The organism is Mesorhizobium sp. M7A.F.Ca.ET.027.02.1.1, assembly GCF_004022985.1.
Lineage (GTDB): Bacteria > Pseudomonadota > Alphaproteobacteria > Rhizobiales > Rhizobiaceae > Mesorhizobium.
This window is the reverse complement of the sequence record NZ_RZOL01000031.1, coordinates 1-22,730: the sequence shown is the minus strand read 5'-3', so window position 1 is coordinate 22,730 and position 22,730 is coordinate 1. Positions and strand designations below refer to the sequence as shown.

17 protein-coding genes and 1 pseudogene are annotated in these 22,730 nt (G+C 57.9%); 15 read left to right on the top strand and 3 right to left on the bottom strand.

What is annotated here, in order from left to right; translation table 11 throughout:
- Positions 1 to 94 precede the first annotated feature (94 nt).
- Positions 95 to 319, top strand: coding sequence for a hypothetical protein (locus EN749_RS06060; RefSeq protein WP_128362749.1), 225 nt, complete (start codon positions 95 to 97; stop codon positions 317 to 319).
- 240 nt (positions 320 to 559) lie between these two features.
- Here EN749_RS06060 and EN749_RS06055 read toward each other — a convergent pair whose 3' ends face one another.
- Positions 560 to 1,426, bottom strand: a complete 867-nt coding sequence (locus tag EN749_RS06055; protein ID WP_128362748.1) for a plasmid partitioning protein RepB C-terminal domain-containing protein — start codon at positions 1,424 to 1,426, stop codon at positions 560 to 562.
- Positions 1,426 to 2,991 (bottom strand): recombinase family protein, encoded by a 1,566-nt coding sequence (locus EN749_RS06050; protein ID WP_128362747.1) that lies wholly within the window; start codon positions 2,989 to 2,991, stop codon positions 1,426 to 1,428. The genes EN749_RS06055 and EN749_RS06050 overlap by 1 nt, the downstream gene beginning before the upstream one ends.
- Positions 2,992 to 3,238: 247 nt before the next feature.
- Here EN749_RS06050 and EN749_RS06045 point away from each other — a divergent pair, with 247 nt between their 5' ends.
- From EN749_RS06045 to EN749_RS06035, 3 genes are all read left to right on the top strand, one after another.
- Positions 3,239 to 3,553: a YMGG-like glycine zipper-containing protein gene (locus EN749_RS06045; RefSeq protein ID WP_127384873.1), complete on the top strand. Its 315-nt coding sequence runs from the start codon at positions 3,239 to 3,241 to the stop codon at positions 3,551 to 3,553.
- 128 nt (positions 3,554 to 3,681) lie between these two features.
- Positions 3,682 to 4,293 (top strand): methyltransferase domain-containing protein, encoded by a 612-nt coding sequence (locus EN749_RS06040; RefSeq protein ID WP_128362746.1) that lies wholly within the window; start codon positions 3,682 to 3,684, stop codon positions 4,291 to 4,293.
- 103 nt (positions 4,294 to 4,396) lie between these two features.
- Entirely contained in the window at positions 4,397 to 4,768 is a 372-nt protein-coding gene (locus EN749_RS06035; protein ID WP_128362745.1) for a nuclear transport factor 2 family protein, read from the top strand.
- Between the two features lie 402 nt (positions 4,769 to 5,170).
- Here EN749_RS06035 and EN749_RS06025 read toward each other — a convergent pair whose 3' ends face one another.
- The gene (locus tag EN749_RS06025) at positions 5,171 to 5,518 is read right to left on the bottom strand and encodes a hypothetical protein (RefSeq protein ID WP_128362744.1); all 348 of its coding nucleotides are present in this window, start codon (positions 5,516 to 5,518) and stop codon (positions 5,171 to 5,173) included.
- A gap of 884 nt (positions 5,519 to 6,402) precedes the next feature.
- Here EN749_RS06025 and EN749_RS06015 point away from each other — a divergent pair.
- From EN749_RS06015 to asnB, 11 genes and pseudogenes are all read left to right on the top strand, one after another.
- Positions 6,403 to 6,966 (top strand): recombinase family protein, encoded by a 564-nt coding sequence (locus EN749_RS06015; RefSeq protein WP_128362755.1) that lies wholly within the window; start codon positions 6,403 to 6,405, stop codon positions 6,964 to 6,966.
- A gap of 179 nt (positions 6,967 to 7,145) precedes the next feature.
- Positions 7,146 to 8,705 carry a class I SAM-dependent DNA methyltransferase gene (locus tag EN749_RS06010; protein ID WP_281061872.1) on the top strand — a complete coding sequence of 520 codons (1,560 nt, stop codon included), beginning with the start codon at positions 7,146 to 7,148 and terminating at the stop codon, positions 8,703 to 8,705.
- The gene (locus EN749_RS06005) at positions 8,692 to 9,987 is read left to right on the top strand and encodes a restriction endonuclease subunit S (protein WP_128362742.1); all 1,296 of its coding nucleotides are present in this window, start codon (positions 8,692 to 8,694) and stop codon (positions 9,985 to 9,987) included. Before EN749_RS06010 ends, EN749_RS06005 begins: the two co-directional genes overlap by 14 nt.
- A gap of 2 nt (positions 9,988 to 9,989) precedes the next feature.
- Positions 9,990 to 10,685, top strand: a complete 696-nt coding sequence (locus EN749_RS06000; protein ID WP_128362741.1) for an abortive infection family protein — start codon at positions 9,990 to 9,992, stop codon at positions 10,683 to 10,685.
- Positions 10,682 to 11,842: an ImmA/IrrE family metallo-endopeptidase gene (locus EN749_RS05995; RefSeq protein WP_128362740.1), complete on the top strand. Its 1,161-nt coding sequence runs from the start codon at positions 10,682 to 10,684 to the stop codon at positions 11,840 to 11,842. Before EN749_RS06000 ends, EN749_RS05995 begins: the two co-directional genes overlap by 4 nt.
- Complete coding sequence (locus EN749_RS05990; RefSeq protein ID WP_128362739.1) at positions 11,839 to 12,342, top strand: DUF4411 family protein; 504 nt, start codon at positions 11,839 to 11,841, stop codon at positions 12,340 to 12,342. The genes EN749_RS05995 and EN749_RS05990 overlap by 4 nt, the downstream gene beginning before the upstream one ends.
- A complete protein-coding gene (locus tag EN749_RS05985; protein WP_128362738.1) occupies positions 12,339 to 15,482 on the top strand; it encodes a type I restriction endonuclease subunit R in 3,144 nt (1,047 codons plus the stop codon). Before EN749_RS05990 ends, EN749_RS05985 begins: the two co-directional genes overlap by 4 nt.
- A gap of 351 nt (positions 15,483 to 15,833) precedes the next feature.
- A complete protein-coding gene (locus EN749_RS05980) occupies positions 15,834 to 16,514 on the top strand; it encodes a hypothetical protein (RefSeq protein ID WP_128362737.1) in 681 nt (226 codons plus the stop codon).
- 206 nt (positions 16,515 to 16,720) lie between these two features.
- Entirely contained in the window at positions 16,721 to 20,917 is a 4,197-nt protein-coding gene (locus EN749_RS05975; protein WP_128362736.1) for a hypothetical protein, read from the top strand.
- 500 nt (positions 20,918 to 21,417) lie between these two features.
- Positions 21,418 to 21,762, top strand: a pseudogene (locus tag EN749_RS05970) (hypothetical protein); the annotation flags it as partial.
- 77 nt (positions 21,763 to 21,839) lie between these two features.
- Positions 21,840 to 22,730: asparagine synthase (glutamine-hydrolyzing) (gene asnB, locus EN749_RS05965; protein WP_128362734.1), on the top strand; the 891-nt coding region annotated here is incomplete at its 3' end.

Sequence of the window (22,730 nt, the reverse complement as noted above, 5' to 3'; positions counted from 1 at the left end):
TCTTCCATTGCGCCTGGAGTCGCGCTGCCAATTCGGTCAAACTGTCTTCCATGATCGAATTCTCCCCAAATTGATTCGAGAGGCGTAAATCCCAATGAACGCCAAGACAGCCGCGCTTGCAATCGCTGCTAGTATTTGCATCGCTGGTTTCGCCTACTCCAGCGGTCACAAGGCCGGTCGTGTTTCTCAACTGAAAGACACCGTCACGGCCTACAACCGCCGCCTGGGGATTGACGGCCAGGCCAACAGCCTCGGCCGCGTCGATCTCTGCCTGGAGCTTGGCGGTCTACTCGATGAGTGCGAGCGGCTAGACCGCTGATCTGCTCGACCCGAGCGGTTTTACACAGAACCGGAGTGTTACGCCGAAGACGCGCAGGCGCCAAAATGTCAACCGCGCAAGATAGGAACAACACGGTAGTCACAATGCTTTGCAATCGTGGCTTCGCGTTATGGTGCACAACCATGACTCTGAAGGCTAGAGCGGTTTGCCGGCACGCAACACGGCCGCGCCATTGCAAGTTGCGTTTCCAGCCCGGCTTTCTCTTTCTGAGTCATGTTGTCAGCGGCGATGAGCCGTTTCAACGCCGGCATGCCATGTGCTGAAATCTCCCGATCTCAGCTCTGTAAGCTTCTGAAGTTCAGAAAGGGTCCCGGGAAATTTCCGCGCGAGGAAGCGGACAACGCTCACGTTTTCCAGCAGTTGGTTAAGATACTTTCCTGCCGAAATGTGCTCTAGGGCCCAAGCTCCGTAGTGCCTCAGTGTATTTTGAACGCGGCTGCTAAGATCTGCGAATTCGGTTTTCAACGCCGCCAATTGCGCATCGGTGAGGCGGGCAAATTTCCATCCGGGATTCGATGAATCGGCCAACTGCGATTGTGTACTCAGGGCGACGGCCATCTTTGCGTAGTTATAGGTCACCCTGTTCATAGCGATCATGAGCTTGGTGACTTCAAGCTGTCGAGTGGGAGCTAGCTTCCGCAGCACGCCAAAGATTTTAGGCGGCAGGTAACAATCCTGGAACAGTTCAATTACCTCAGGAACAATGCCCCCTATCAGCTCCCCTCGGCCGACGCCACTCGGCGGCGTCCGATCATCAGCCCCGAAAGTCGCCAGATCGTATGTCTCATGCAGAATTCTGGCGGCCAGCGTTCGTGGCAATGTTGCGAGATTTTGCGCAACAAGCAGGTCGCGCATTTGTTCGTCTGCCAGCAGGGGTCGAAGAATTTTGGCGACCCTACCGATCCTACGTCGCATCAGGTCGCCCTCACGAATGAAGGCGCGCTTCCTCTTACATTCAGCTTTGTATGTTTTCAGGAAAAGCGGGGTGGTGAAAGCAGCGACCGGCTCGTCCGGCTTTCCACCCGCCAACTTGACGTGCCTACCTCGGCTGCTTTTCAACGTTTGATTACCCAAGGCCGAAACCATTAGCACAACTCCCGGATTGCGGTGCGCTCAGCGAGTGCGACAAGTGGCCTGAGCGACTTAAAAAGAAACGCGTCGAGCTTTGCTCCATTGTTTGCTGTCAAACCCGCCGTCAGGTATTTCATTTCGTTTGTGGCGGCGATTAGGTAATCTCTGATTGTCTGATTGTCGGGATTCATCCGTATTAAAACGGAAACGTCGGGCTCAGGTTTTCGCTCAATTCCTGTTACCCATCGAGGATAGCCACAACAAGTGGCTTGGCAACGGGAGGTTGCCATAGCGACCGTCATCTCACCGTTAATACGGATAAGGTCGTGTTCTTCATCATGCACAGCATGTCCGCCCACATTTTCAATTGCAGTCAGCAGATCCCTAATGATGCCCGCCCGCATCGCTCGAAGGTGTTTGTTGGTGTCGAACCACGTGAAGTCCCGTCGCGGAGTGTGAGCAATCATGGCATAGGTTCGTAGTAGATCGCCAAAGCGCGCCCTGTATCGGGCGGCGGGCGGGCATTCCGGCGCCGCGTCGATGATGGAGCGGGTTAACTTCCCGCGCTTTTCAAGAAGCTTGGATAGAGCAGCCAACATCTGCTCTCTACTCATGAGCACAGATTGGGCTCTCACTTTGGCTTGGGCCCGGCTGAAGATCTTTGGGTCGACAATGGCGTCGAAAGCGTTGTCTGCGCGCACCCATTGGGACGGCGGATTGAAAACCCATTTCAGCTTGAGTTTTGCCGACCGCCGGTTCCAGACGTTGTGGCCGATATACTTCTCGCAGCCGATGATGTGGTTCACCGATTCCCGCGTCCAGGCCCTGTTGAGATCCGTAACAATTCCACGCTTGTTGAGGAGCCTTGCTATCTCGAGCTGTGTTTTCCGCGCTCTCACGAACTGATCGAATATCAACCTTACAATAGCAATCTCCTCGGGCGGTCCAGGCACGAGGACGATCCGGTCCGTCTGCAGGTTCTTGTATTCGTAGCGAGCAAGGATGCCTTTTGGTTGGCCCGCTTTATCAAGCTGCAGGCGCCTGAGGCCAAGACCAGGAATGCCTCCTTGCCAAAAACCCATTCTAACCAATCGGCATTGGCCAACGAAAACCTTCTGTGAGAGCACCCGGCTATAATCTGCCGCCATGCTGCGCTTGATTGCCTTCAGCACATCGGACCCGATGCTGCCGTCGTTGACGAATTGCTCCGCGCAATATTCAATTCGTACGCCTGCAATCTGGCAGCGATATTCGTAGGAGGCACTTTCGTCGATGTTCTGAAACCGGCCCCATCGGCTCACGTCGTAGACAATGACGGTTTCAAAATCCCCGCGTCTTGCTTCAATGTCGGCCAGCAGGCGTTGCAGCCCAGGGCGGCCGCCAATCCTCAGACCGCTTTTACCCGCATCTTCGTAGGTGGCGACAATGTCGTAACCCATGACATCAGCGTAGTCGCTGATCGCGTCCTTCTGATTCTCCATGGAATAGGTCTGGAGGTCGGTCGACCTCCGGACATACTGCGCCGCGCGGATTCTTGGCTTAAACGAGGAAGCCTTGGGAACGCCTGGATCTTTGCCCATCGTTTTGCGCCGGCACGAAGTTTCTGCGCCAGCTTACTGAGACTGCCCTGCCGTTTAGTTACCAATTTGCAGACAGTTTATGTCGAATGGCTGCTCCGGGACCCAGCCTTATTTCCGGATTGAAAAACCATATCGTTCAACGAGCGAGAAACCATGTCTTACATCGTGAGACCTCCCGCCCCCGTTCCGCCGCAATGCGACCGCACGTGGCCAGCCATAGGGATTTCAGCCCTCAAGGGAGACCTCAATGAACATTCATAAAGCCATCGCCGCCGTGCTGATGACCGCAGCACTGGCAGGCTGCGCGCAGACTGAAGGCCAGCAGCGGGCTGGAACCGGGGCGCTGATCGGCGGCGCCGGCGGTGCCCTCGTCGGCCAGGCCATCGGCGGCAACACCGAAAGCACGCTTATCGGTGCGGGCGCAGGCGCTTTGCTGGGCGCTGTTGTCGGCAGTTCGACCACGCCGCAGCGCCGCGGCGAACAGATGTGCCGGTATCAGGAGCGGAGCGGCCGCATTTACACCGCCCCTTGCGACGACAGGTATTACAACGGCGATTATTAAGTAGGTATCGCTGGCCCAGCTTCTTAACTCAGTCAGCCCGCTTCGAGGAGCGGCGCATATCAATGTCATTTTTTGCCCACTTGCTTGGGCTAGACTGTTCCTCGCGGCGGGTTTTGGAGGAGGTCGATGTGACGACAAGCCTTGCCGCCCTGAAAAGCCAAAGCAAACGCGCCGTGAAACGGCTCATCGGTTACGATTCCCGCAACTGGCTGCGCATCCGCCAGATCGAGGCGTTCACGCTCTTTCTCGAAGCCGGCAACCGCAAGGCCTCCGACGTGATCGAGATTTCGCCCGGCTGGAACCGCTATTGGCGTACGATGTGCTCCAACTACCGCTCGGTCGATTTCCCCGCCTTCGACATCTGCAAGCACCGCACCGATGAGCAGTATTCGATCGTCATCGCCGACCAGGTGCTGGAACATGTGCAGCGTCCGCAGGCGGCGGTGGAAAACATCCACGCCATGACCCGACCCGGCGGTTGGGCGATGGTTGCGACGCCCTTCCTGTTTCGCGTGCACGCCAGGCCGCACGACTACAACAGATGGACGCCCGCAGGCCTCAAACAGCTGATGGTTGAGGGCGGCTTCGCGGAAGCCAACGTCAAAGTCCATGGCTGGGGCAACAAGGCCTGCGCCAGGGCCCATATCGGCGGCCCCGTTCGCGCCTACGGCCTATGGCGCGATCTCAGCAACGACGAGGAATACCCGCTGATGGTCTGGGCGTTCGCCAAGAAGGGGTGAGTGGCGGAGGCCGCGCTCCATCGTGATTAGGCAGGGGGTCTCGCTGGACACTTGACCGGATGCGCCGCCAGTGACCTACTCGAATTCGAGGAGGCGTTCGCGAATGGACATTCGAGCCACATTGACGGAGCTATGCGAGGCCTTCAACGCGCACGATCTCGATCGCATTATGGCGTTCTTTGCCGACGACTGCGTTCTGGAGATGCCAAGGGGGCCCGAGCCTTGGGGAACGCGCTGCGAGGGTAAGCGCAGCGTACGAGACGCGCTTGCCACGCGCTTTGAGGGTTTGCCCGATGTGCATTACGGCAATGGGCAGCACTTTGCGGACGAGGCTGCCAACACCGGCATGTCGAAATGGACCCTCACCGGCACCACCCGCGAGGGCGTAAAAAAGGAAGTTCAAGGTTGCGACTTCTACACATTTCGCGACGGAAAGGTAATCCGCAAGGACTCATATTGGAAGATCGTGGAGTAGGGGTTGGCAGTTCCTGTCTGATCGTTGTCCCGCATTCCACCGCTAGGGGGATTACGCGACGCGCGTTTGCATTGCTGCACTCGCCGACGAGATGCCAACCCCTAGAACCCCGGATAAGCATTCGAAGTAGCTGGCAAGTATGAAAACATGTCCTCATGCATGTTTGGTCTCCCAGGCCAAGCGAACGCTATTCCAAGTCCGGCACGTAGCCATCCCAAAAAAAAGAGTGGTCGGCTCGCCATATTTACCCACCGAAGGGTTAGCCTCGCACGGCCGCGAATGACGCCAGCACGCTTGCCCACCAGTCTGGTCGCAGCACGTATCGCTCTGTCCAGTCGTCGCTCTGCCAGTCGACGGGTTGGAGGTCACCGGTCTCATGACGGCCGAAGGCCGTGACTATGATCAGCCTGGGTGCGTTCTGTTGGGAGAGTAAATTTGTTTGACGTGGGTATCTTTCCGCTGGACCAATAGCCGGTTGAAGTTGAACGGCGCAGGGGGAAGAATTTCTGTCATCTCGAATAGAGGCACATGGTTTTCCGGCTCCGGTGCTTTCTGCTTGGCCTTCAGGTCCGCGATCTCCTCGTCGCGCCTCGCAATCCGGCTTTCCAGATTGGCAATGCGCTCCGCAAGGAAATAGCGCCCAACGGCAAATCCACCGCCGCCGAACAATACGGCAGACGTAGCAAAGGCCAGCGGGTTAGCCGCCACCAGTGCAGAGTTGCTTTGAATGAACGCGATAAGGTCATGCATGGCCAAAAAGCACTCCTGTCACACCGGGAACAATTCGACCTGCCGACGGTCGCACGAGGGATCGTAATAAGCTTCCTCAGATGTCGTTTCTGGACTGGAACAGTTCGCAAGTTCACGCCAGGCATGCCACCGCAGGGGGCGTATCGTCGTAGCCAATGGAAACTACCCCGGATGCCTTTGGGCTATGGCGAGTATCTGAGCCTCTAGCTCGCAGTTGTAGCCATTGGCGCCTTCACGGTCTCAAGCGGGCCATCGTAGCGGACGATGAGCTTCGCGGCTTCAGAGTGCAGCTCGGCTTTGGCCTCGACATCCAAGTACATCGTTACCATCGCGGTCCACCATGCGTGCATACGGTGCAGTGAGCGATATCAAGTCGCTCCTTGAGAGGGCCGTTATGCACGTTCATTCTTCGAGCGTTGGGCGGCCTTTTGGCGACTGCAGAGCGTTACGGTGCCGTCCCTTCGCGATTACTCCGACGTGCATGGTCGCAGTGAACAAAAAGAGAACATAAAAGTCAAGGACGAATTGAGACGGGGAGGATTCCTATTTTTGGAGATGCCCAAACCCGGAAGAAGGGCCCCCGCTGGGCAAACCCTGTGCCAAGCACATTACGGTCTGGGTAGTCGGCGTCTGGCGCGTCACCGCAAATATCACCTGCAGGTCGAGCAAGGACGGCTCCAAGCGCATTTGGCGGCAAAGGCTGCTCGACTCGCGCAGTCGGCGACATCGCCGATGGCAAGCGAGCGTTCAACAACCAAGTTGTCTTTTTAGAGCTCGCTCATGTGAGACGTTCGAGAGATCAAGTATCAGCGTCTCATACACATACCATTTGACTTTTGAGACAAATGTCTCATGATGTCCTTGATATCAATGAGGCAACTGCGATGCTGGTAGGCTATGCGAGAACATCCACGGTCGAACAAGAGGCCGGACTGCTAGCACAGCAGCGGGATCTGAGCGCAGCGGGCGTGGAAAAGCTTTTTTCGGAGCAGGTCTCCTCGGTAAGCCATCGCAAGGAACTAGAAGCCTCACTCGACTTTCTGCGCGATGGCGATACGCTGATCGTGACTAAGATAGACCGCCTTGCGCGCTCGACTTCCCACCTGCTGTCGATCGTAGACCAGCTGGAAGCAAAGAAAGTCGGCCTGAGAATTTTGGATTTCGGAGGAAGCGCGGTCGACACCAAGTCGCCAACCGGTCGCCTGATGCTTACTATGTTCGCCGCAATGGCCCAGTTCGAGCGAGAGATGATGCTTGAGCGTCAGCGAGAGGGCATCTCCAAGGCCAAGCGTGAAGGGAAGTACAAAGGCCGGAAGCCAACCGCACGCGCGAAGGCGGAAGACGTGAAGAAATTGCGCCGGGAAGGCGTTGGCCCTTCCGAAATCGCGCGCCGCTTGTCGCTAGGTCGCGCTTCGGTATATCGCCTGTTGAGCGAGAGTACCCAATGAACCCGGGTACAATTGCTCCTGCGAGCCCAAGGTTGTCATTGGCATTTCCGCTGTCTTAACGCATTGTTGATCAAAATGGTCCGGTCAAAAAGATTCGGGTCTGGGGAGCGATTTTGCCACGAGGGAGAAAACCGGGAAGTAAGGATGTTGTCGCCAAGGTAGCTCCTACCGACTCTGCGATTGGAAAAACCCTATTCGCGGCCGCGGACAAGCTACGCGGCAACATGGATGCCGCCGAGTATAAGCATGTCGCACTCGGGCTGATCTTTCTGAAGTACATCTCCGACCGGTTCGACGCCCGCATTTCTGAGGTCAAAGCGAACCCGGAGGAAGCGTTTCTCCTCGACGATCCGGATGCCGCACGCGATCTGATCATAGGCGCGGGCATCTTTTTTGTGCCCGAACGTGCGCGCTGGACCTTTCTCAAAGAGAACGCAACCGGCACCAAGCCGACTATAGGCGAATTGATCGATCAGGCCATGATCGCCATCGAGGCGGAGAACCCGACTCTCAAGGGGGTGCTGACCAAGAACTATGCCCGGCAGGAACTGGACCAAACCAAACTCGGTGAGGTTCTGAAGCTCTTCTCGGACATCAAGTTCGAGGATGCGCATCATGGTCAGGACGTACTGGGCCGCGTCTACGAGTATTTCCTAGGCGAGTTTGCAAAACTGGAGGGAAAACGCGGCGGGCAGTACTACACGGCGGGCTGCGTGGTGAAGCTGCTCGTCGCCATGTTGGAGCCCTTCAGGGGCCGGGTCTACGATCCGTGCTGTGGGTCTGGAGGGATGTTCGTGCAGTCCGAGCGTTTCGTTGAGGAGCACGCAGGGAAAAACGTCGACCCCAAGAAGGCGCGCGACCAGATCGCGGTATACGGGCAGGAGTCGAACGCCACCACATGGCGACTCGCAAAGATGAACCTCGCCATTCGGGGCATCGAGGCCAACCTCGGTTCAAAATGGGGGGACACTTTCCACGAGGACCTACACAAAGGCCTCATGGCGAAATATGTGCTCGCCAACCCGCCCTTCAATGACAGCGACTGGGGCGGCGACAAGCTCAAAGGTGACACCCGGTGGCGCTATGGCGTGCCGCCAGCCGGCAATGCCAATTTCGCCTGGCTCCAGCACATCATCTACCACCTCGCGCCGGATGGATATGCCGGGGTAGTGCTGGCTAATGGCTCGCTCTCCAGCCAGCAGTCTGGCGAGGGTGACATCCGGCGGGCGATGATCGAGGCGAACCTCGTTGACTGCATTGTCTCGCTACCGGGGCAGCTCTTCTCCACCACGCAAATCCCAGTCTGCCTCTGGTTCCTCACCCGCGACAAGTCGAACGGCCTTTCCCGCGACAAGACGCTGCGAGACCGGACTTCTGAAGTACTATTCATTGATGCGCGTGGACTTGGCACTATGGTCTCGCGCACAATGAAGCAACTATCTGACGAGGACGTAGCCAAGGTTGCCGACACCTATCACGTATGGCGTGAGGCCGGAGCCGGCTATGCGGATGTGTCCGGCTTCTCCAGGGCCGCCAGCATCGATGAGGTAGCGGCACAGGGCTTCGTGTTGACGCCAGGGCGATATGTCGGAACCGAAGAAGCCGAGGCAGACGACGAAGCCTTCGACGCCAAGATGGCTCGGTTGACGAAGCAGTTGCTGCAGCAGCAAGTTTCATCTGCGAAACTGGATGCTACTATCGCCGCCGATTTACGGAGGCTCGGCTATGCCGACCGATGACACCCGCACCGTGGTGGGTGATTACGTGACTCTCGTTCGTGGGACCACATATAAGGGTGCACTAGTCGGTAAACCGGGGCCTGCTCTCCTAGGACTTGGATCAATCGTTCCTGGTGGAGGCTTCCGAACTGAAGACTTTCAAACCTACGGCGGCGACTGCCCGCCAGAGCTTACCCTGTTTCCTGGTGACCTCTACGCATCTCTAAAAGGCGCGACGAAGGACGGGAAAATGATCGGCTCGGTGGCTCGCGTGCCACCTTCTGTTCCGTCCGGTCGCATCACCCAAGATACTGTGAAGTTAGTCTTTCGGAGTGCAGTTCCTGCGGACGTTAGCTTCCTACACTGGGTGCTTCGCACACCGCAGTATCGCGACTATTGTGCCGAGCGCGCCGTGGGAAGCGCTGTTGTCGCTCTAAGCCGCATCGATTTTCTAAAGTATCCGGTTCCACCTCCTTCGCCGGAGACTCGAGAAATTGTCGCACTGCTCGATGCGGTTGACGACAAGATCGAGTCGAATCGATGTATGGCAGCGACTTTGGAGGAAATAGCGCGGGCGCTGTTCAAGAACTGGTTTGTGGATTTCGGCCCCGTTCGCGCCAAGGTCGAAGCGCGTAGTTCGGGCTTGCCAAACGCCACCGAAGCCCTATTCCCCCGCCGTTTCGGTGATGATGGCCTGCCCGAGGGGTGGCAGGATGGGACACTTGCCGATGCCGCTGATCTTAACCCCGAGAGCCGAGGGTCCACAGCAAGACAAGGCGAGATCGCTTATGTCGATCTCGCAAACACGAAGTGGGGAGTCATCGAAGACATCCAACACTTCACCCCAGACGATGCCCCGAGTCGTGCTCAGCGTGTCCTCCGACGAGGCGATACAATCGTCGGCACCGTCAGGCCTGGGAACGGCTCGTATGCGCTGATCGCGTCCGATGGCATGATAGGCAGCACTGGCTTTGCCGTACTTCGACCGAAGAGCCAACAACTTCGGGAGTTTGTCTACCTTGCTGCCACCTCCGGCGAGAACATTGACGCGCTTGCAGCATTGGCGGATGGCGGAGCCTATCCAGCTGTTCGTCCAAACATGGTGGCCGAGACGCCGTGCTGTTTGCCCACGGAAGAGGTGCTCAGTGCTTTCCAAAAGACTACCGCAACGCTGATAGACCGGATCGAAGCTGCCCGCTCAGAAAGCGCCGAACTTCGCGATCTGCGCAACATACTCCTCGCCAACCTCTTCTCCGGCGAACTCCGCATCAAGGACGCTAAGAAAACGGTCGAGGCGGCTTGACCATGCCTTACGCGCTCCAGATGCTGCGCGGGTTGCTAGACGCCCACCCCGACCGGGCCGAGCCTCTGCGCATTCATGTCACTGCGTTGGAGCGCAGCATAGAGAGCGAGCCCGCATTCTGCCTCCAGAGTGTCCGTGGCTTGTTCGAGGCAGCCCACAGCACCATTGCACCTCGGCTTGGTGTCGTGTTCGGCAAGGATGACCAATTCCATCAGCGCATGCGGGCGGTGATCAATGCGATGGACTTCTCCATAACGGATCATCCCGACGCCGAGAAGATCAATGAGACGCTGAAGCGGCTGCTTGGCAGCATTAACGGCACCGCCCATGCGCTAGCGGAGCTAAGCAACATTCCCAATATGCGCCATGGCGGCTCGCTGGACTGGGGCACACTGCAGCGTCAGCACGCGCTGATGCTGGGCGGCCTCTGCGACAGCCTCGTGGCATTCTTGTTCGATGTCGCTTGGAGCCGTGGCGCCAATCAGGCGGAAGAGCCGGCGCGTCCTAGCTATGATGACTTCCCCGACTTCAACGCCTATCTCGATATAGAGTATGATCAGGTTGAGATCGTCGGTTCGACCTTCGACCCCAGTTTGGTCTTGTTTCGCCTCGACGAGACCGCCTACGACGGTGCCCGCATCGACTGGGAAGCCGAACGCAACGTAGACCAGCCTGCGGACAACGAGGTCGCAGCATGACGCGCGTCGCCGTCAGACCTGAACTCTTGCGCTGGGCCCGCGAGCGCGCAGGGGTGATGACGGTTGACGATTTGGCGGACCGCTTCCCGCGCTTGCCTGAATGGGAGTCCGAGACAGCACTGCCTACACTGAAGCAGATTGAGAGCTTTGCGCGCGCTGTGCATGTGCCGGTCGGCTATCTCTTCCTCGCCACTCCACCGGACGAGCCGCTGCCCATTCCCGACTTCCGCACCCATGACGGGCGCGGCATTCGTCGAGCCAGCCCCAACCTCATCGACATGCTTTATGCCTGCCAGGAGCGGCAGGGGTGGTATCGTGAATTCTCGCTCGCCGGCCGAATGCCTGAGATCGATTTCGTGGCGAGCGCCAATCTCGACCAGCGCCCCGAAGAAGTCGCGGCTTCCATGGGTCAGCGACTGGGGTTTGACCTCACGGCCCGTGCGGCCTGCCGGACATGGGAGGAGGCGTTGCGGCTTTTCATAGGGCAAGCCGAGAAACTCGGCGTGCTTGTTATGGTGAGCGGCATCGTCCTCTCCAACACGCATCGCGCGCTCGATCCGCAAGAGTTCCGGGGCTTCGCCCTGGCCGACAGCCGCGCGCCACTCGTTTTTATTAATGGGGCAGATAGCAAGTCCGGCCAGATGTTCACACTTGCCCACGAGCTGGCTCACATCTGGCTCGGAACCTCTGCTCTATCCGATGCAACCGCCGCCACATTGAGCGGACATCGCCGCGAGGAGGTGTGGTGCAACGCCGTCGCGGCGGAACTGCTCGTGCCGCTGGCTGCGGTTCGCGCCACTTTGCGGCCCGACGAGCCCATTGACGCAGCGATGCAGCGTCTGGCGCGGCAGTTCAAGGTCAGCACACTAGTGATCCTGCGGCGGCTTTTTGATGCGGGTTCTATCTCTCGCGACGCCTTCGGGCACGTCTGGGCAATGGAGCGCGAGCGCCTGCGCGCGCTGACCGAGGCTGCGGGCTCCAGCGGGGGCGACTTCTACCGCACCACGCTCTCCCGCGTCGGCAAGCGCTTCGCACGCGCGCTGGTCGAGAGTACGCTCGAAGGCCAGACACTCTACCGCGATGCCTTCCGCATGCTGGGCGTCAGCAAGACCGAGACCTTTAACACTATTGGACGCGACGTGGGAGCGATGCTGTGACCCGTTACCTCCTCGACACCAACATCTTCATTCAGGCGCGCAACCTGCACTATGGGTTCGATTTCTGCCCCGCGTTCTGGCAATGGCTCATCACCCAGAATGCGGCCGGTGTGGTCGCCAGCATCGACAAGGTGGCCGACGAGTTGGTTGCTGGCGGGGATGACCTCGCTGGCTGGGCGAAGGCGCGTGGCGATGCTTTCTTCCTGTCACCCGATGATAGTGTTGTGCCTGCGCTATCTCGTGTCAGCACATGGGCGACAGGGCAGACCTACGAACGCGCCGCTATAGCGACTTTCCTTCAGGTCGCCGACTATTGGCTGGTGGCGCATGCCCTTGCGCATCGTTGCATCGTTGTGACGCATGAGGTGCCGTCGGACTCGATCCGGAAGATCAAGATACCCAACGCCTGCATTGGGCTTACTATCCCCTGCGTTAGCCCCTACGAGATGCTGCGCCGCGAGCGCGCCCGCTTCGTCCTTGGTCGCGCGGAGGCAGCATGAGCGAAACCTATGCTGTTGCCGCAGACACTCCCCGCCTGGAACTCGCCGAGGAGGCCGTGGAACTGGCGGCGCTCTCGTGGTTCGAGCTGATAGGCTGGAAAAGTGTACCCGGCGACTATCTCGCGCCGGATGGCCCGATGGGAGCGCGCGCCGATTATCGCGAGGCGATCCTTGAGCCTGAGCTTCGCAGCGCTATCGCGTCGCTGAACCCGGAGGCGACTGCCGACATGGTCAACGCGGCGGTTCTCAAGATCAAGGCGTCACAGAGCCAAGACCTGACCGAGAATAACCGGCTGTTCCATCCCTTTCTCGTCAGCGGCGTGCCGGTCGAGATCAACGAGAAGGGCACTACCCGCACGGTTGGCATCCGCATTGTCGATCAGGATGACCCACGCGCCAATCGCCTGCTGGTTGCCAACCAGTTCATTGTGAAGGGTCAGCGGGCCACTGTTCGCGCGGACGTAACGGCTTTCGTCAACGGCCTGCCGCTGGCTGTATTGGAACTGAAGAGCCCGTCCGACGCGACGGCCACGCTGGAAAAGGCACATAATCAACTCACGACCTACAGGACAAAGGCCCCGGAGTTGATGCGTACCAACCAGGTGCTTGTAATCAGCGATGGCAGCAATGCACGTGTCGGATCACTGACTGCCGGACTGGACCGGTTCGCCCCATGGCGGACAATCAACGGCACCGACTATGAGGATGCGGGCCGCTCGGAGCTGGAGGTACTCATTCGTGGCGTATTCGCGCCAGAGCGGTTCATTGACCTAATCACCGACTTCGTCGCCTTTGAGGTCAAGGACGGAACGGTCAAGTCTAAGAAGCTCGCAGGTTATCACCAGTTTCACGCGGTCAAGAAGGCATTGGCGTCGACGATCACCGCTTCGCAATCAGGCACCCGCAAGGGTGGCGTGGTGTGGCATACACAAGGGTCGGGCAAGTCACTAACAATGCTTTTCTTCGTGCGCCAACTCCAGCTCGCTAAGGAGTTGAAGAACCCGACCATTGTGTTGGTAACTGACCGCAATGACCTCGACGACCAACTATTCGGCACGTTCTCCGATCACGGCGCGGCTCTGCGTGGCACAGCTCGACAGGCCGAGACAGCTGCGCAAATGCGGCTGCTGCTGGCCGTGGACATAGGTGGCCTGGTTTTTACGACCATCCAGCGGTTCCGTGGTGAAGACGGTTTGCACCCTCTCCTCACCGACCGCAGCAACGTGATCGTCATCGCTGACGAGGCCCATCGCAGTCAATACGGCGTCAAGAAGCGTTACGTTGAACACGAAGGCGGTATCCGAGAGGCTGTAGGCTTTGCCGATTACCTAAGGCAGGCACTTCCTCAGGCGACCGTCGTAGGCTTCACTGGGACCCCTATCGAAGAACGAGACCGTCATACGTACGGGACCTTCGGTGAGGTTATCGACACATACGACATGACCCGCGCGGTACAGGACAAAGCCACTGTCCCGATCCACTATACGGCGCGCCTCGCCCGTCTGCATCTGGAGCTAAGTGACGAGGAGCGTACTCAGCTCGACAGTCTGGCCGAGGAATTGGCGGAGGGCGATGACGCTGCCGTTGAGCGCATCAAGGGAAAGCTCGCCCGCTTCGAGGAGGTGCTCGGGTCACCTGAACGCGTCGCACAGGTCGCGGCGGATGTGGTGAGCCACTTCGATGCCCGCCGCGAAGCCATGGCGGGTGGCAAGGGCATGATCGTCACGGTGAGCCGACGCGTCGCCGTAATGCTATACGAAGAGATCGTCAAGCTGAGGCCGGGATGGGTTGCAGCCGACCCCACAGACGATAAGGGGGGATTTATCAAGGTGGTGATCACCGGCAACCGGTCCGACGACCCTCAGGCACTACAGCCCCACTTGCGTACCAAATCTCGCCTTGAGGCACTAGCAACACGGTTCAAGGACCCCCAGTCGGGCTTCGATCTGGTGATCGTGCGCGACATGTGGCTCACCGGGTTCGATGCGCCATCCCTCCACACACTCTACGTTGATAAGCCTATGCGTGGCCATGGCCTCATGCAGGCGATTGCACGTGTCAACAGAGTCTGGGGGGACAAGCCCGGCGGGCTGGTTGTCGACTATCTGGGGATCGGAGCCGAACTCAAGGCGGCTTTACAGAAGTACACACAGGGCGACCGCGATCAAGTTCGGATGGACCCTGGCGAAGCGGCCCGCCAGACACTTACGCTCCTCGAAAGCGCGCTGGCGCTGTTGGACGGGGTCACATGGAAAGGTTTCTTTGCCGCGCCCCCTACCACTCGACTGACGATCTTGAAACAGTGCATCGAACACCTGTTGGCGACGGGTAAGCGTGACGCCTTCGTCGAGATCGGCCTCAAGTTAGAGGTCGCATATGCCATCAGTGCGGGCGATGACCGGGTCGAGGGTCGCGCGCACGAGATTGCGATGATCGCGGCGTTGCGAGCGAATTTGGCCAAATACACCACAGGCACAGGGCATAGCCGCGCCACGGTGGAACGGGACATACGCCAACTGCTTTCAAAGGCGGTGATGGCGGATGGCATCCTCGATGTGTTCAGGTCAGCTGGCTTGGATCAGCCAGACCTATCCATATTCTCCGACGAGTTCCTTGCCGAGGTGCGCGGCACCACGCAAAAGAACCTCGCTGTCGAGACGCTACGCCGCCTGCTAGCCGACGAAATCAAGGTGCATGCCAGAACCAACATCGTCCATTCACAGAAGTTGAGCGATCGTCTCGATGAGACGTTACGCAAGTACCACAATCGCGCCGTTGACAGTGTGCAGGTCATTGAGGAGCTGATCGCGCTTGCAAATGACATACGCGCTAACGCGACACGCGCCGCTGAGCTAGGGCTATCTCAGGAAGAGGTCGCCTTCTACGAAGCGCTCGCCGACAACGGGTCCGCCCGCGAGCTAATGGCTCATGAGACACTACGCACGCTGGCGCGGTTGCTGGTTCAAACGATCCGTGAGTCGGCGACCATCGACTGGACGCGGAAGGAGGGTGTCCGCGCCAAGATGCGCATCGAGGTTAGAAAGCTGCTCGCCCGATACGGATACCCTCCTGATCTGCAGAAAGCAGCGGTCGATTTAGTGGTGCGTCAAGCAGAAGCCATCGCGACCGACTGGGATTGAAAGAGGCTGGGCTTGGGTATGCGATTGTATCATGTAAAAGAAAAAAGCGTTGAAGATCAACCTCGATTTCAGAGAGATATCGTTCCCTCTCCCACGAATGATCTTCCGACAAACGCGAATTGAGCCTATTTGGACCGTTTTCACTTTGTCCGAACTTCTCGCCGCTTGCCTAGCTGAGTGGCGATGAGGCAAATCTTCGGCACCGGGCCAGCTAATGTTACTGGGCAAACTATTCGATCACGGGTCGGCACTTGGTTTGATGCTGGGAGAACTCAGTCTTTACGGAGGGGCGGAAGCATGCGGCTAAATCAAGAGCAACGATCAGACATATCTTACACGCTGCAGCGAACGATGAAAACGCTGCTAACGTTTAAGGCTTCACACGACGGAACGAAATATGTTTTGAGGAGGGCTACAGAATTTCAGGGGCGATCCGAACTCGAAGTCCTCATGCACGAGAGTGGATATCCAGTTCGCGGATCCGGCCTGATCCTGTCACGCAAGTCGCTTTCGAAACGCTACGATCAGCTTTTGGGTACCGATTATCTTGATGACGTTGATCTTGCGCCTGAGACCTTGTCGGCGGAGCTCGATTGGTACCCTTTCGACGCCGCCTCAGCTTCGTACGTATTCACAATCATGGAAGCGTTCGGAGACGCTTGCGCCCACATCGTGTCACCTAACAGTTTGACCGCAAGGCAGTCCTGGCACAATAAGGTCTATGGAGACGCAAACATCTCCGACCGCACACAGGTTCTGCAAGCAAGAAAAGGATTTGTAAAAGCTTTTGGAGTTCCCTACGAACGGGTTCTTGCTGCTTCGGCAAAGAGACTAATTAGATTGAAACGTCAAAGAAACGAATACGCACATGAGCTTGAGACTGATATCGATTTTAACAAATTTTTTCTGGACGTTGTACTAGTGATATATCAAATAGCTCTGTCGCTCTATCCGAGCTACGGCGATCTAAGATCTTATCCTTTTCAGGATTTTCACGGCCAATTCTCCCGCCCACGGTCGGAGGATGAATAGCAGCGCCAGCAAGTGTAGGACACATTATTTTCGAACTCTCGCGCACGGAAGAATGGATCGTGCCTCTCTCGAAGTGGTCGCCACGGTCGACATCGCATGATGTTTTTCTGGGCGACCTCTACCATGCGGCTGCTTGGCCAAGCTCCAAATTTCTGTATGTCCGCCAATAGAAAAGGCTAGTCTGCCTTTTTTTGGGAGAGCTTAGTATGCAGCCAGAGCCCCACCATCAATCGGATGCCGAACAATTCGTTCTTGAGACGGATCAGGCCCCTGAGTTCTGGCAATTCTTAAACGGCCTGCACGGTGATGACCTGCTGGTAGAGCTGATTGTAAATGAACTCGACGCCAAGTCGCCAAGAACGGAGATACGTTTTGAGGCCGATCGGCTTGTATGCACAGGTAGAGGTGAACCAGTTGATAGTGAGGGCTGGGACAGACTCCGCAAGCTCAAGGGCGCTGGGCACACTGTTAAAGCCAAAGTAGGACTGTTCGGTATTAAGAACCACGGCCTAAAAGCGTGCTTTACCCTCGGCGATGATGTCCTAGTGCGCTCAGCCGGAAGGCAAATCTTACAAACCTTGTTCGCGAACGGGCACGATAGACCAGCCTATCCTGGGGTCCGTATTCCGCCTCGCGATGATCCAAGCGCGCCGTCGCAGGGTACTCAGATCGAAGTTGCGTACCGTCGGAAGCCCTTTGTTGCGCCGCACGGCGAGGCAATCACCTTTCCCTCAATCGACGACGCGCATGTTGATAGTATTTACCGCGAGGCTGTTGCCACTCTCCCTCAACGTCTTCTCGGCATTGTAAGGCCAAGCATTCTCGAAACATACACTCTGGAACTGACCCATCACACGTTGGGATCCGTTACGCTCTCATTCCGCTCGTCGCGTCCGCGACGGGAAGGCGGCCACATAGTGTTCACTCGCGAATGCTTACGCTCGAATGGCGCCAGCGAAACAAAGGTAGCAGCACGTGAGCAAGGGGTGCTTTCGGTCTGGGCGCCGGATGGATTTGAGCAAAAGCCCCGATTCTTTCAAGCGAATATGTACATGTTGCGCAGCAACCCCATGTTCACAAACGCCGGGCTGGTGATAGAAGCAGCATGGAACGTTGATGGCTCTGGACGGCTGCGACCAGCTACCGGAAAATTGCGTTATCCGGTCGGTTATCCGGGTGACGGCACCTCAGCATCTACTGGATCGGCGATTCACTATTCAGGTCCCTTTGTGTCCGACACTGAGAGACACGAGCTTGGTCCGCAATCCAAGGCTTGGAATGAGGCTCTTATCGCCGCCTGTGACGACTTAGCGGCGACGGTCCTTAAAGACGTAGTTCTACCGCGACACCGTGCGACCGGGTTGCAACTTGTAGCGGGTCTGACCGACAGGACCCGCTTGACCTCAATTGTTGGAAAGCTTCTGGCGGCGCGCGCCCTTCCGGCTATCGATCGGAAAGGTCATCCGATTGCATGGCCAAAGAAGCGCCGGCTGGTTATTCCTACATACAGGTCCGAAACTTCGACATGGGCATCTGCACTCGCGCACGTTTGTCCGTCCACTTCAATTCTTCTCGACTCTAAGACACCAGGCCCGATTGTGGGGCTGCTAGCGGACGGTGTATGCACAGGGTGGAAGGTTGACCATCTTCGCTTTGACGAGCAGCATGTTCTTGAGCGCATCAGCGGTCCAAACGGCGAGTGGTTTCCGTGGGCTAGTGAGCGGGAGTGGCGCAGAATTTTGGGCCAAGCGGACGTCGCAACCGCGCACCTCGACGCACTGTTACCCATATTGACGAAGGCGGAGCAAAAAAACCGCGCTTCCTCTCAAGGGATCCATTTGCCAGACGGTCAAGGTTCCCTTCACCCCTTTCCGAAGCTGAAGCGTGGCGTGTCCCTCCCAAGTGGTCTCATGGGAGTTGAACTTCCACCGGTGATCCATCCTGATCTGCGTAATCATGCGGTCTTCAGATTGGAAGGTTGGAAGTTACAAAACTACGCATTTCGCAACATGCTGGCGGAAGGAAATTTGCCCGAACGTTCATTGACTATCAGGCGGCGCTTTTTTGACTGGATAACGAAGCATGCGGATGAGATCGTCCTAGCAGACTGGCCCCTCTTAAAAGCGCTTCCGATCTGGCCCACTACAGACGGCACGCTGCAACTTTTCGAAAGCCTTTGCCAACCGGAAACAGAGTTGGGCCGCATATTTGGGGAGCAGCTTCAGCGGCCTAGCCGGGAGGTAGCGCGCCTTTGTAAGACTGCTAAAAAGATCCCCATCCGACTGCGAACTGAGCCCAATCCTGATGAGATATCCGCCTATTACAAGGGGCAGATCGCCAGCTTTCCCACTGACTGTCCGCTCACAAGTAGCCAGCAGCATGAGTTTGGTAGATTTGAAGCTGGCCTTGCCGTTCTATCCGGCTCCCGCCGCATGGCGCAGGCGCTACGATCCATCACCGCGGATACCTTGGCACTTGACCGGACTGGACGACTGCGGCGGACCTCTGAACTTGTCCGCGAAACGTGGGATGTTGCCCATTTGAAGCTAATGGACGATGCCATCATTGTGCGCTCCGAAATCTCTCTGGATGACCTATTCCCCCCTCTGGCAAAACCGACGGCGTTGATGGCGTTGAATGCATTGAGAGAAGATGGCGCTCGAACGCAAAATCTCCTTGCCCGCCTGCGGGTTGCCACTGCCGGGTCCGATCCTGCCATTGCAGCCGTGCTTCGCATGACACCATGCATCCCGGTAGACAGCGAGCTATACGCTGCTGCCAATTTAGCTTTCAAAGGAAATGCGGGAGATTACTGGGGCGAATGGAAGCGAGTTATCAGCGCCGCCGGCCTACCGGATGACGCTCAAGACCTTTACCGATCAGCCGGTGTCATCAAGAGCCTACCAGATCCCGATACGTCTCGCGCATTCTTCGTATGGCTAAATGCGCAATCTCCACAGACCGTGGGACGTCACCTCGATCAAGTAATTCGCCATCTCGCGCACAAACAAGGAGTTGGAGCTTGGCGCTTGCAACCGCCAGAGGTGGCTTGCATCCCGGTGGAAGCAGGATCTGGAATAAGGTTGCTTACGATTTCAGAAGCAAGGCGAATAGCACTGCTGAACGACTTTCCCGCACTCGCGGATGAGATCCGCACAGCCAAGCCGCCCTTTGATAGGCTGTTGGCGATCCATAGCGTTCAGGCGTGCTCTACGCCGGTTGCTGACCAGCTCCGGGAATGGGGCATCCCGCCATTGTCCGCCGTTACCAAAGGTCCTCTGTCAGCGTCAGGCACTCAGATTGCGCTGGCACCCAGTGGCTTCCTTGAGGTAGCGCGCATGCTCACCTCGAACTCGGCCGGGCGGCGTTTCCGCAAACAGCTGCAGGAACTTGACGTATCGCAGTCACTCATCGAGCCTCAGTTCCAACGGCGCTTGGCGGCAATCAAAAAGATCACGATAGCCACCGGCCTCCGAACGGAATTTCGCATCGCACGCCGAACGTTTCACCCTCGCCACCACTGGGCAGTTCTGCCCGAGGAGATTTGGCTTGATGCTGGTGCCAATCCTGATGATCTGCTCATGAAAGCCATGGCCGATTTAATCTTTGTGCATCCTCGGCCGCGATATATGCCCGCCATCTTGAAGGCGGCTTTGACTACCAGCACCCGGGACTACAGGGGCCGTGAAGATGCCCAGGACTTTCATGAGGACCACGACGAGAGCGAAGACTACAAGGGAAGCGAAGATCATAGTGGAAGCAGAGATCACAGCGGAAGCGAAGATGTCGCTGAGGCTACTCGTAGGCACCCTGGCGGCAGCCCCGATCTATCTCGCAACCAGCCAAAGCCCGGCCCATTGTATACAGGGTCAGGTGGCGAGAAACGCGAAAGAAGCGATAGGCTAGCATCTAGCCGACCGGAAGTGACGGCTGAGAGCGTGCAAAGGCGGGAACTCAAGGCGAAGCACTACGCCTTTCACTGCCAAATCGAACTAGCAAAATTTAGCCCAGAGGTGCTGGCTCCGGCGCGGAGCTACGTGGAATTCGCGGAGAACCGGAGCATGCTAATTGAAGCGCACCACCCTGATAAGGTGTCAACCAACGGGTTGCGTCATGCCGGCAATCTACTGATATTATCACGTGTAAATCACGAACTGATCGGCACTCAATTTAGCCGAGTGCAGATAGCCGCTGCCCTACAATCGGCTTGGGTCCCACAAGCAATATGCAATCCGGATGGCAGTATCTGGCTAGAGGGTGGTGTGGCATCTGTGGTCAATGCCATTTCGGGCAAGGCTACAAAGATTTACTTCACCAACGAGCACCGCCGCTATTGGCTGGATATGGCTGGCGCTTTGGAAGAGCCAGACGCAGCGAAGGCCTCATCCCCAACGAGTCCGTGAAAGCCCGGTCTCATTTCTTCGATCGCATCGAGCATATTCTAATAAGCTGCCATCCAGACAAGCAGACGTTTTCATCCGTAGAAATGGATGGCTCGCGGCCTAACAATGGTGCATAGTGGCGGTACCTTCTTGGTACCTTTGCAGGAAAGAAAGACGTTTAAATACAATAGCTTGTGGAGAGTATCGGCGTTTCCCTCTCCCGCTACCAGCCCTCTTAAAGACGGCAAAAAGATCAATAAAATCGATGGGGCCTATGCCGGTGCGTCCCAATGCATCCCTTGATGTGGAGTCATTTGCGATGGTGAAGGATGGCGCCGGCACGCTGACCCTTTCAGGCACGTCGCTGCTGGACTGGACCGTCGACCAAGGCGGCGTCATCTCGGCGGCCGAGCGCTAGGCGGCGATGTCTCGATCGGAGCGGGCGCCTCGTTCACCTTCGACCTGACAGCTAATGTGAGCTATGCCGGCGCGCTCTCGGGTACGGCGATTTCGTCAAGGACGGCTTGGGGACAGTGGTTCTGACTTCGGACAACTCGGCTTTCGCCAGCGCCACTTCGGTCAATGGCGGCACGCTCGCCGCAGGCGCGGCCAACACGTTCAGTTCCGCCTCGCAATTCTCGGTCGCGGCGGGCGCGACGCTCGATCTCGCCGGCACTTCCCAAGCCATTGTCGGGCTGACCAATGCCGGGACTGTGGGCATCGCCGGCAGCCTCGGAAGCAAGCTGACCGTCAGTGGCGACTATGTCGCCGAAGGGCGTCATTGCCCTCATCTCGCGGCAGATCCAATGCTCACGCAAGAAATCAGCCGTCGGCGGCCGCTCAAAATTTACCATTCTCATGAATAGTCCCAGATGTTTAACACCTACCGGTATTTTGGCGGCTATAGTCCGAGCCGCGCTGGTGGACTTGGAAATATCTCGGCATGTGCGGTTTTAGCGGTTATTTCGGCACTGTCCGGGATGGGAGGGCGCTCCTTGGAAGGATGACGGCTGCCATTGCGCATCGCGGCCCCGATGAGCAGGGATTCTTCACCACAAAGGCGGCCGGCCTCGGCCATGCGCGGCTGTCCATCGTCGGCCTGGGGGACGGCCAGCAGCCCATGTCCGATGCGACGGGCGATCTGACGATCGCCTTCAACGGCGAGATCTTCAACTATGTGGAACTGCGCGAGCAGCTTCGCGCGAAAGGCCGCCATTTCCGGACAGCCAGCGACACCGAAGTGATCCTGCATCTCTATGACGAGATGGGGGAGGATTGCGTCTCCGCGCTCAATGGCGATTTCGCCTTTGCGCTCTGGGACGGCCGCCGCCGCCGCATGGTTCTGGCGCGCGACCGCATGGGGGTCCGGCCGCTCTTCTATACAAGGCAGGGCGAACGGCTTTACTTCGCCTCGGAGATCAAGGCGCTCCTCCAGGCCCCGGACGTCGCGGCCGAGATTGATCCGGTCGCACTCGACCAGATCTTCACGCTCTGGGCCCCGATCGCGCCGCGCACGGCCTTCCGCAATATCTACGAACTCGAACCCGCAAGCCTGATGATCGTGCAAGAAGGCAGCGTCTCGACGCGGCCCTACTGGAGTCTGGAGTATCCCGACCGGGACGCGCCGCCCCGGCACCGGGACGAGCGTGCCGCGGCCGAGGAACTGCGCGCCCTCCTGACGGAGGCGACCCGGATCCGCATGCGCGCCGATGTGCCAGTCGGCGCCTATCTCTCTGGCGGCCTCGATTCCTCCATCACATCGGCGCTGGCGGCGGGCATGGCGCCGGGTGGCCTCAGGACCTTCTCGGTCACCTTCGATAGCGCCGAACATGAC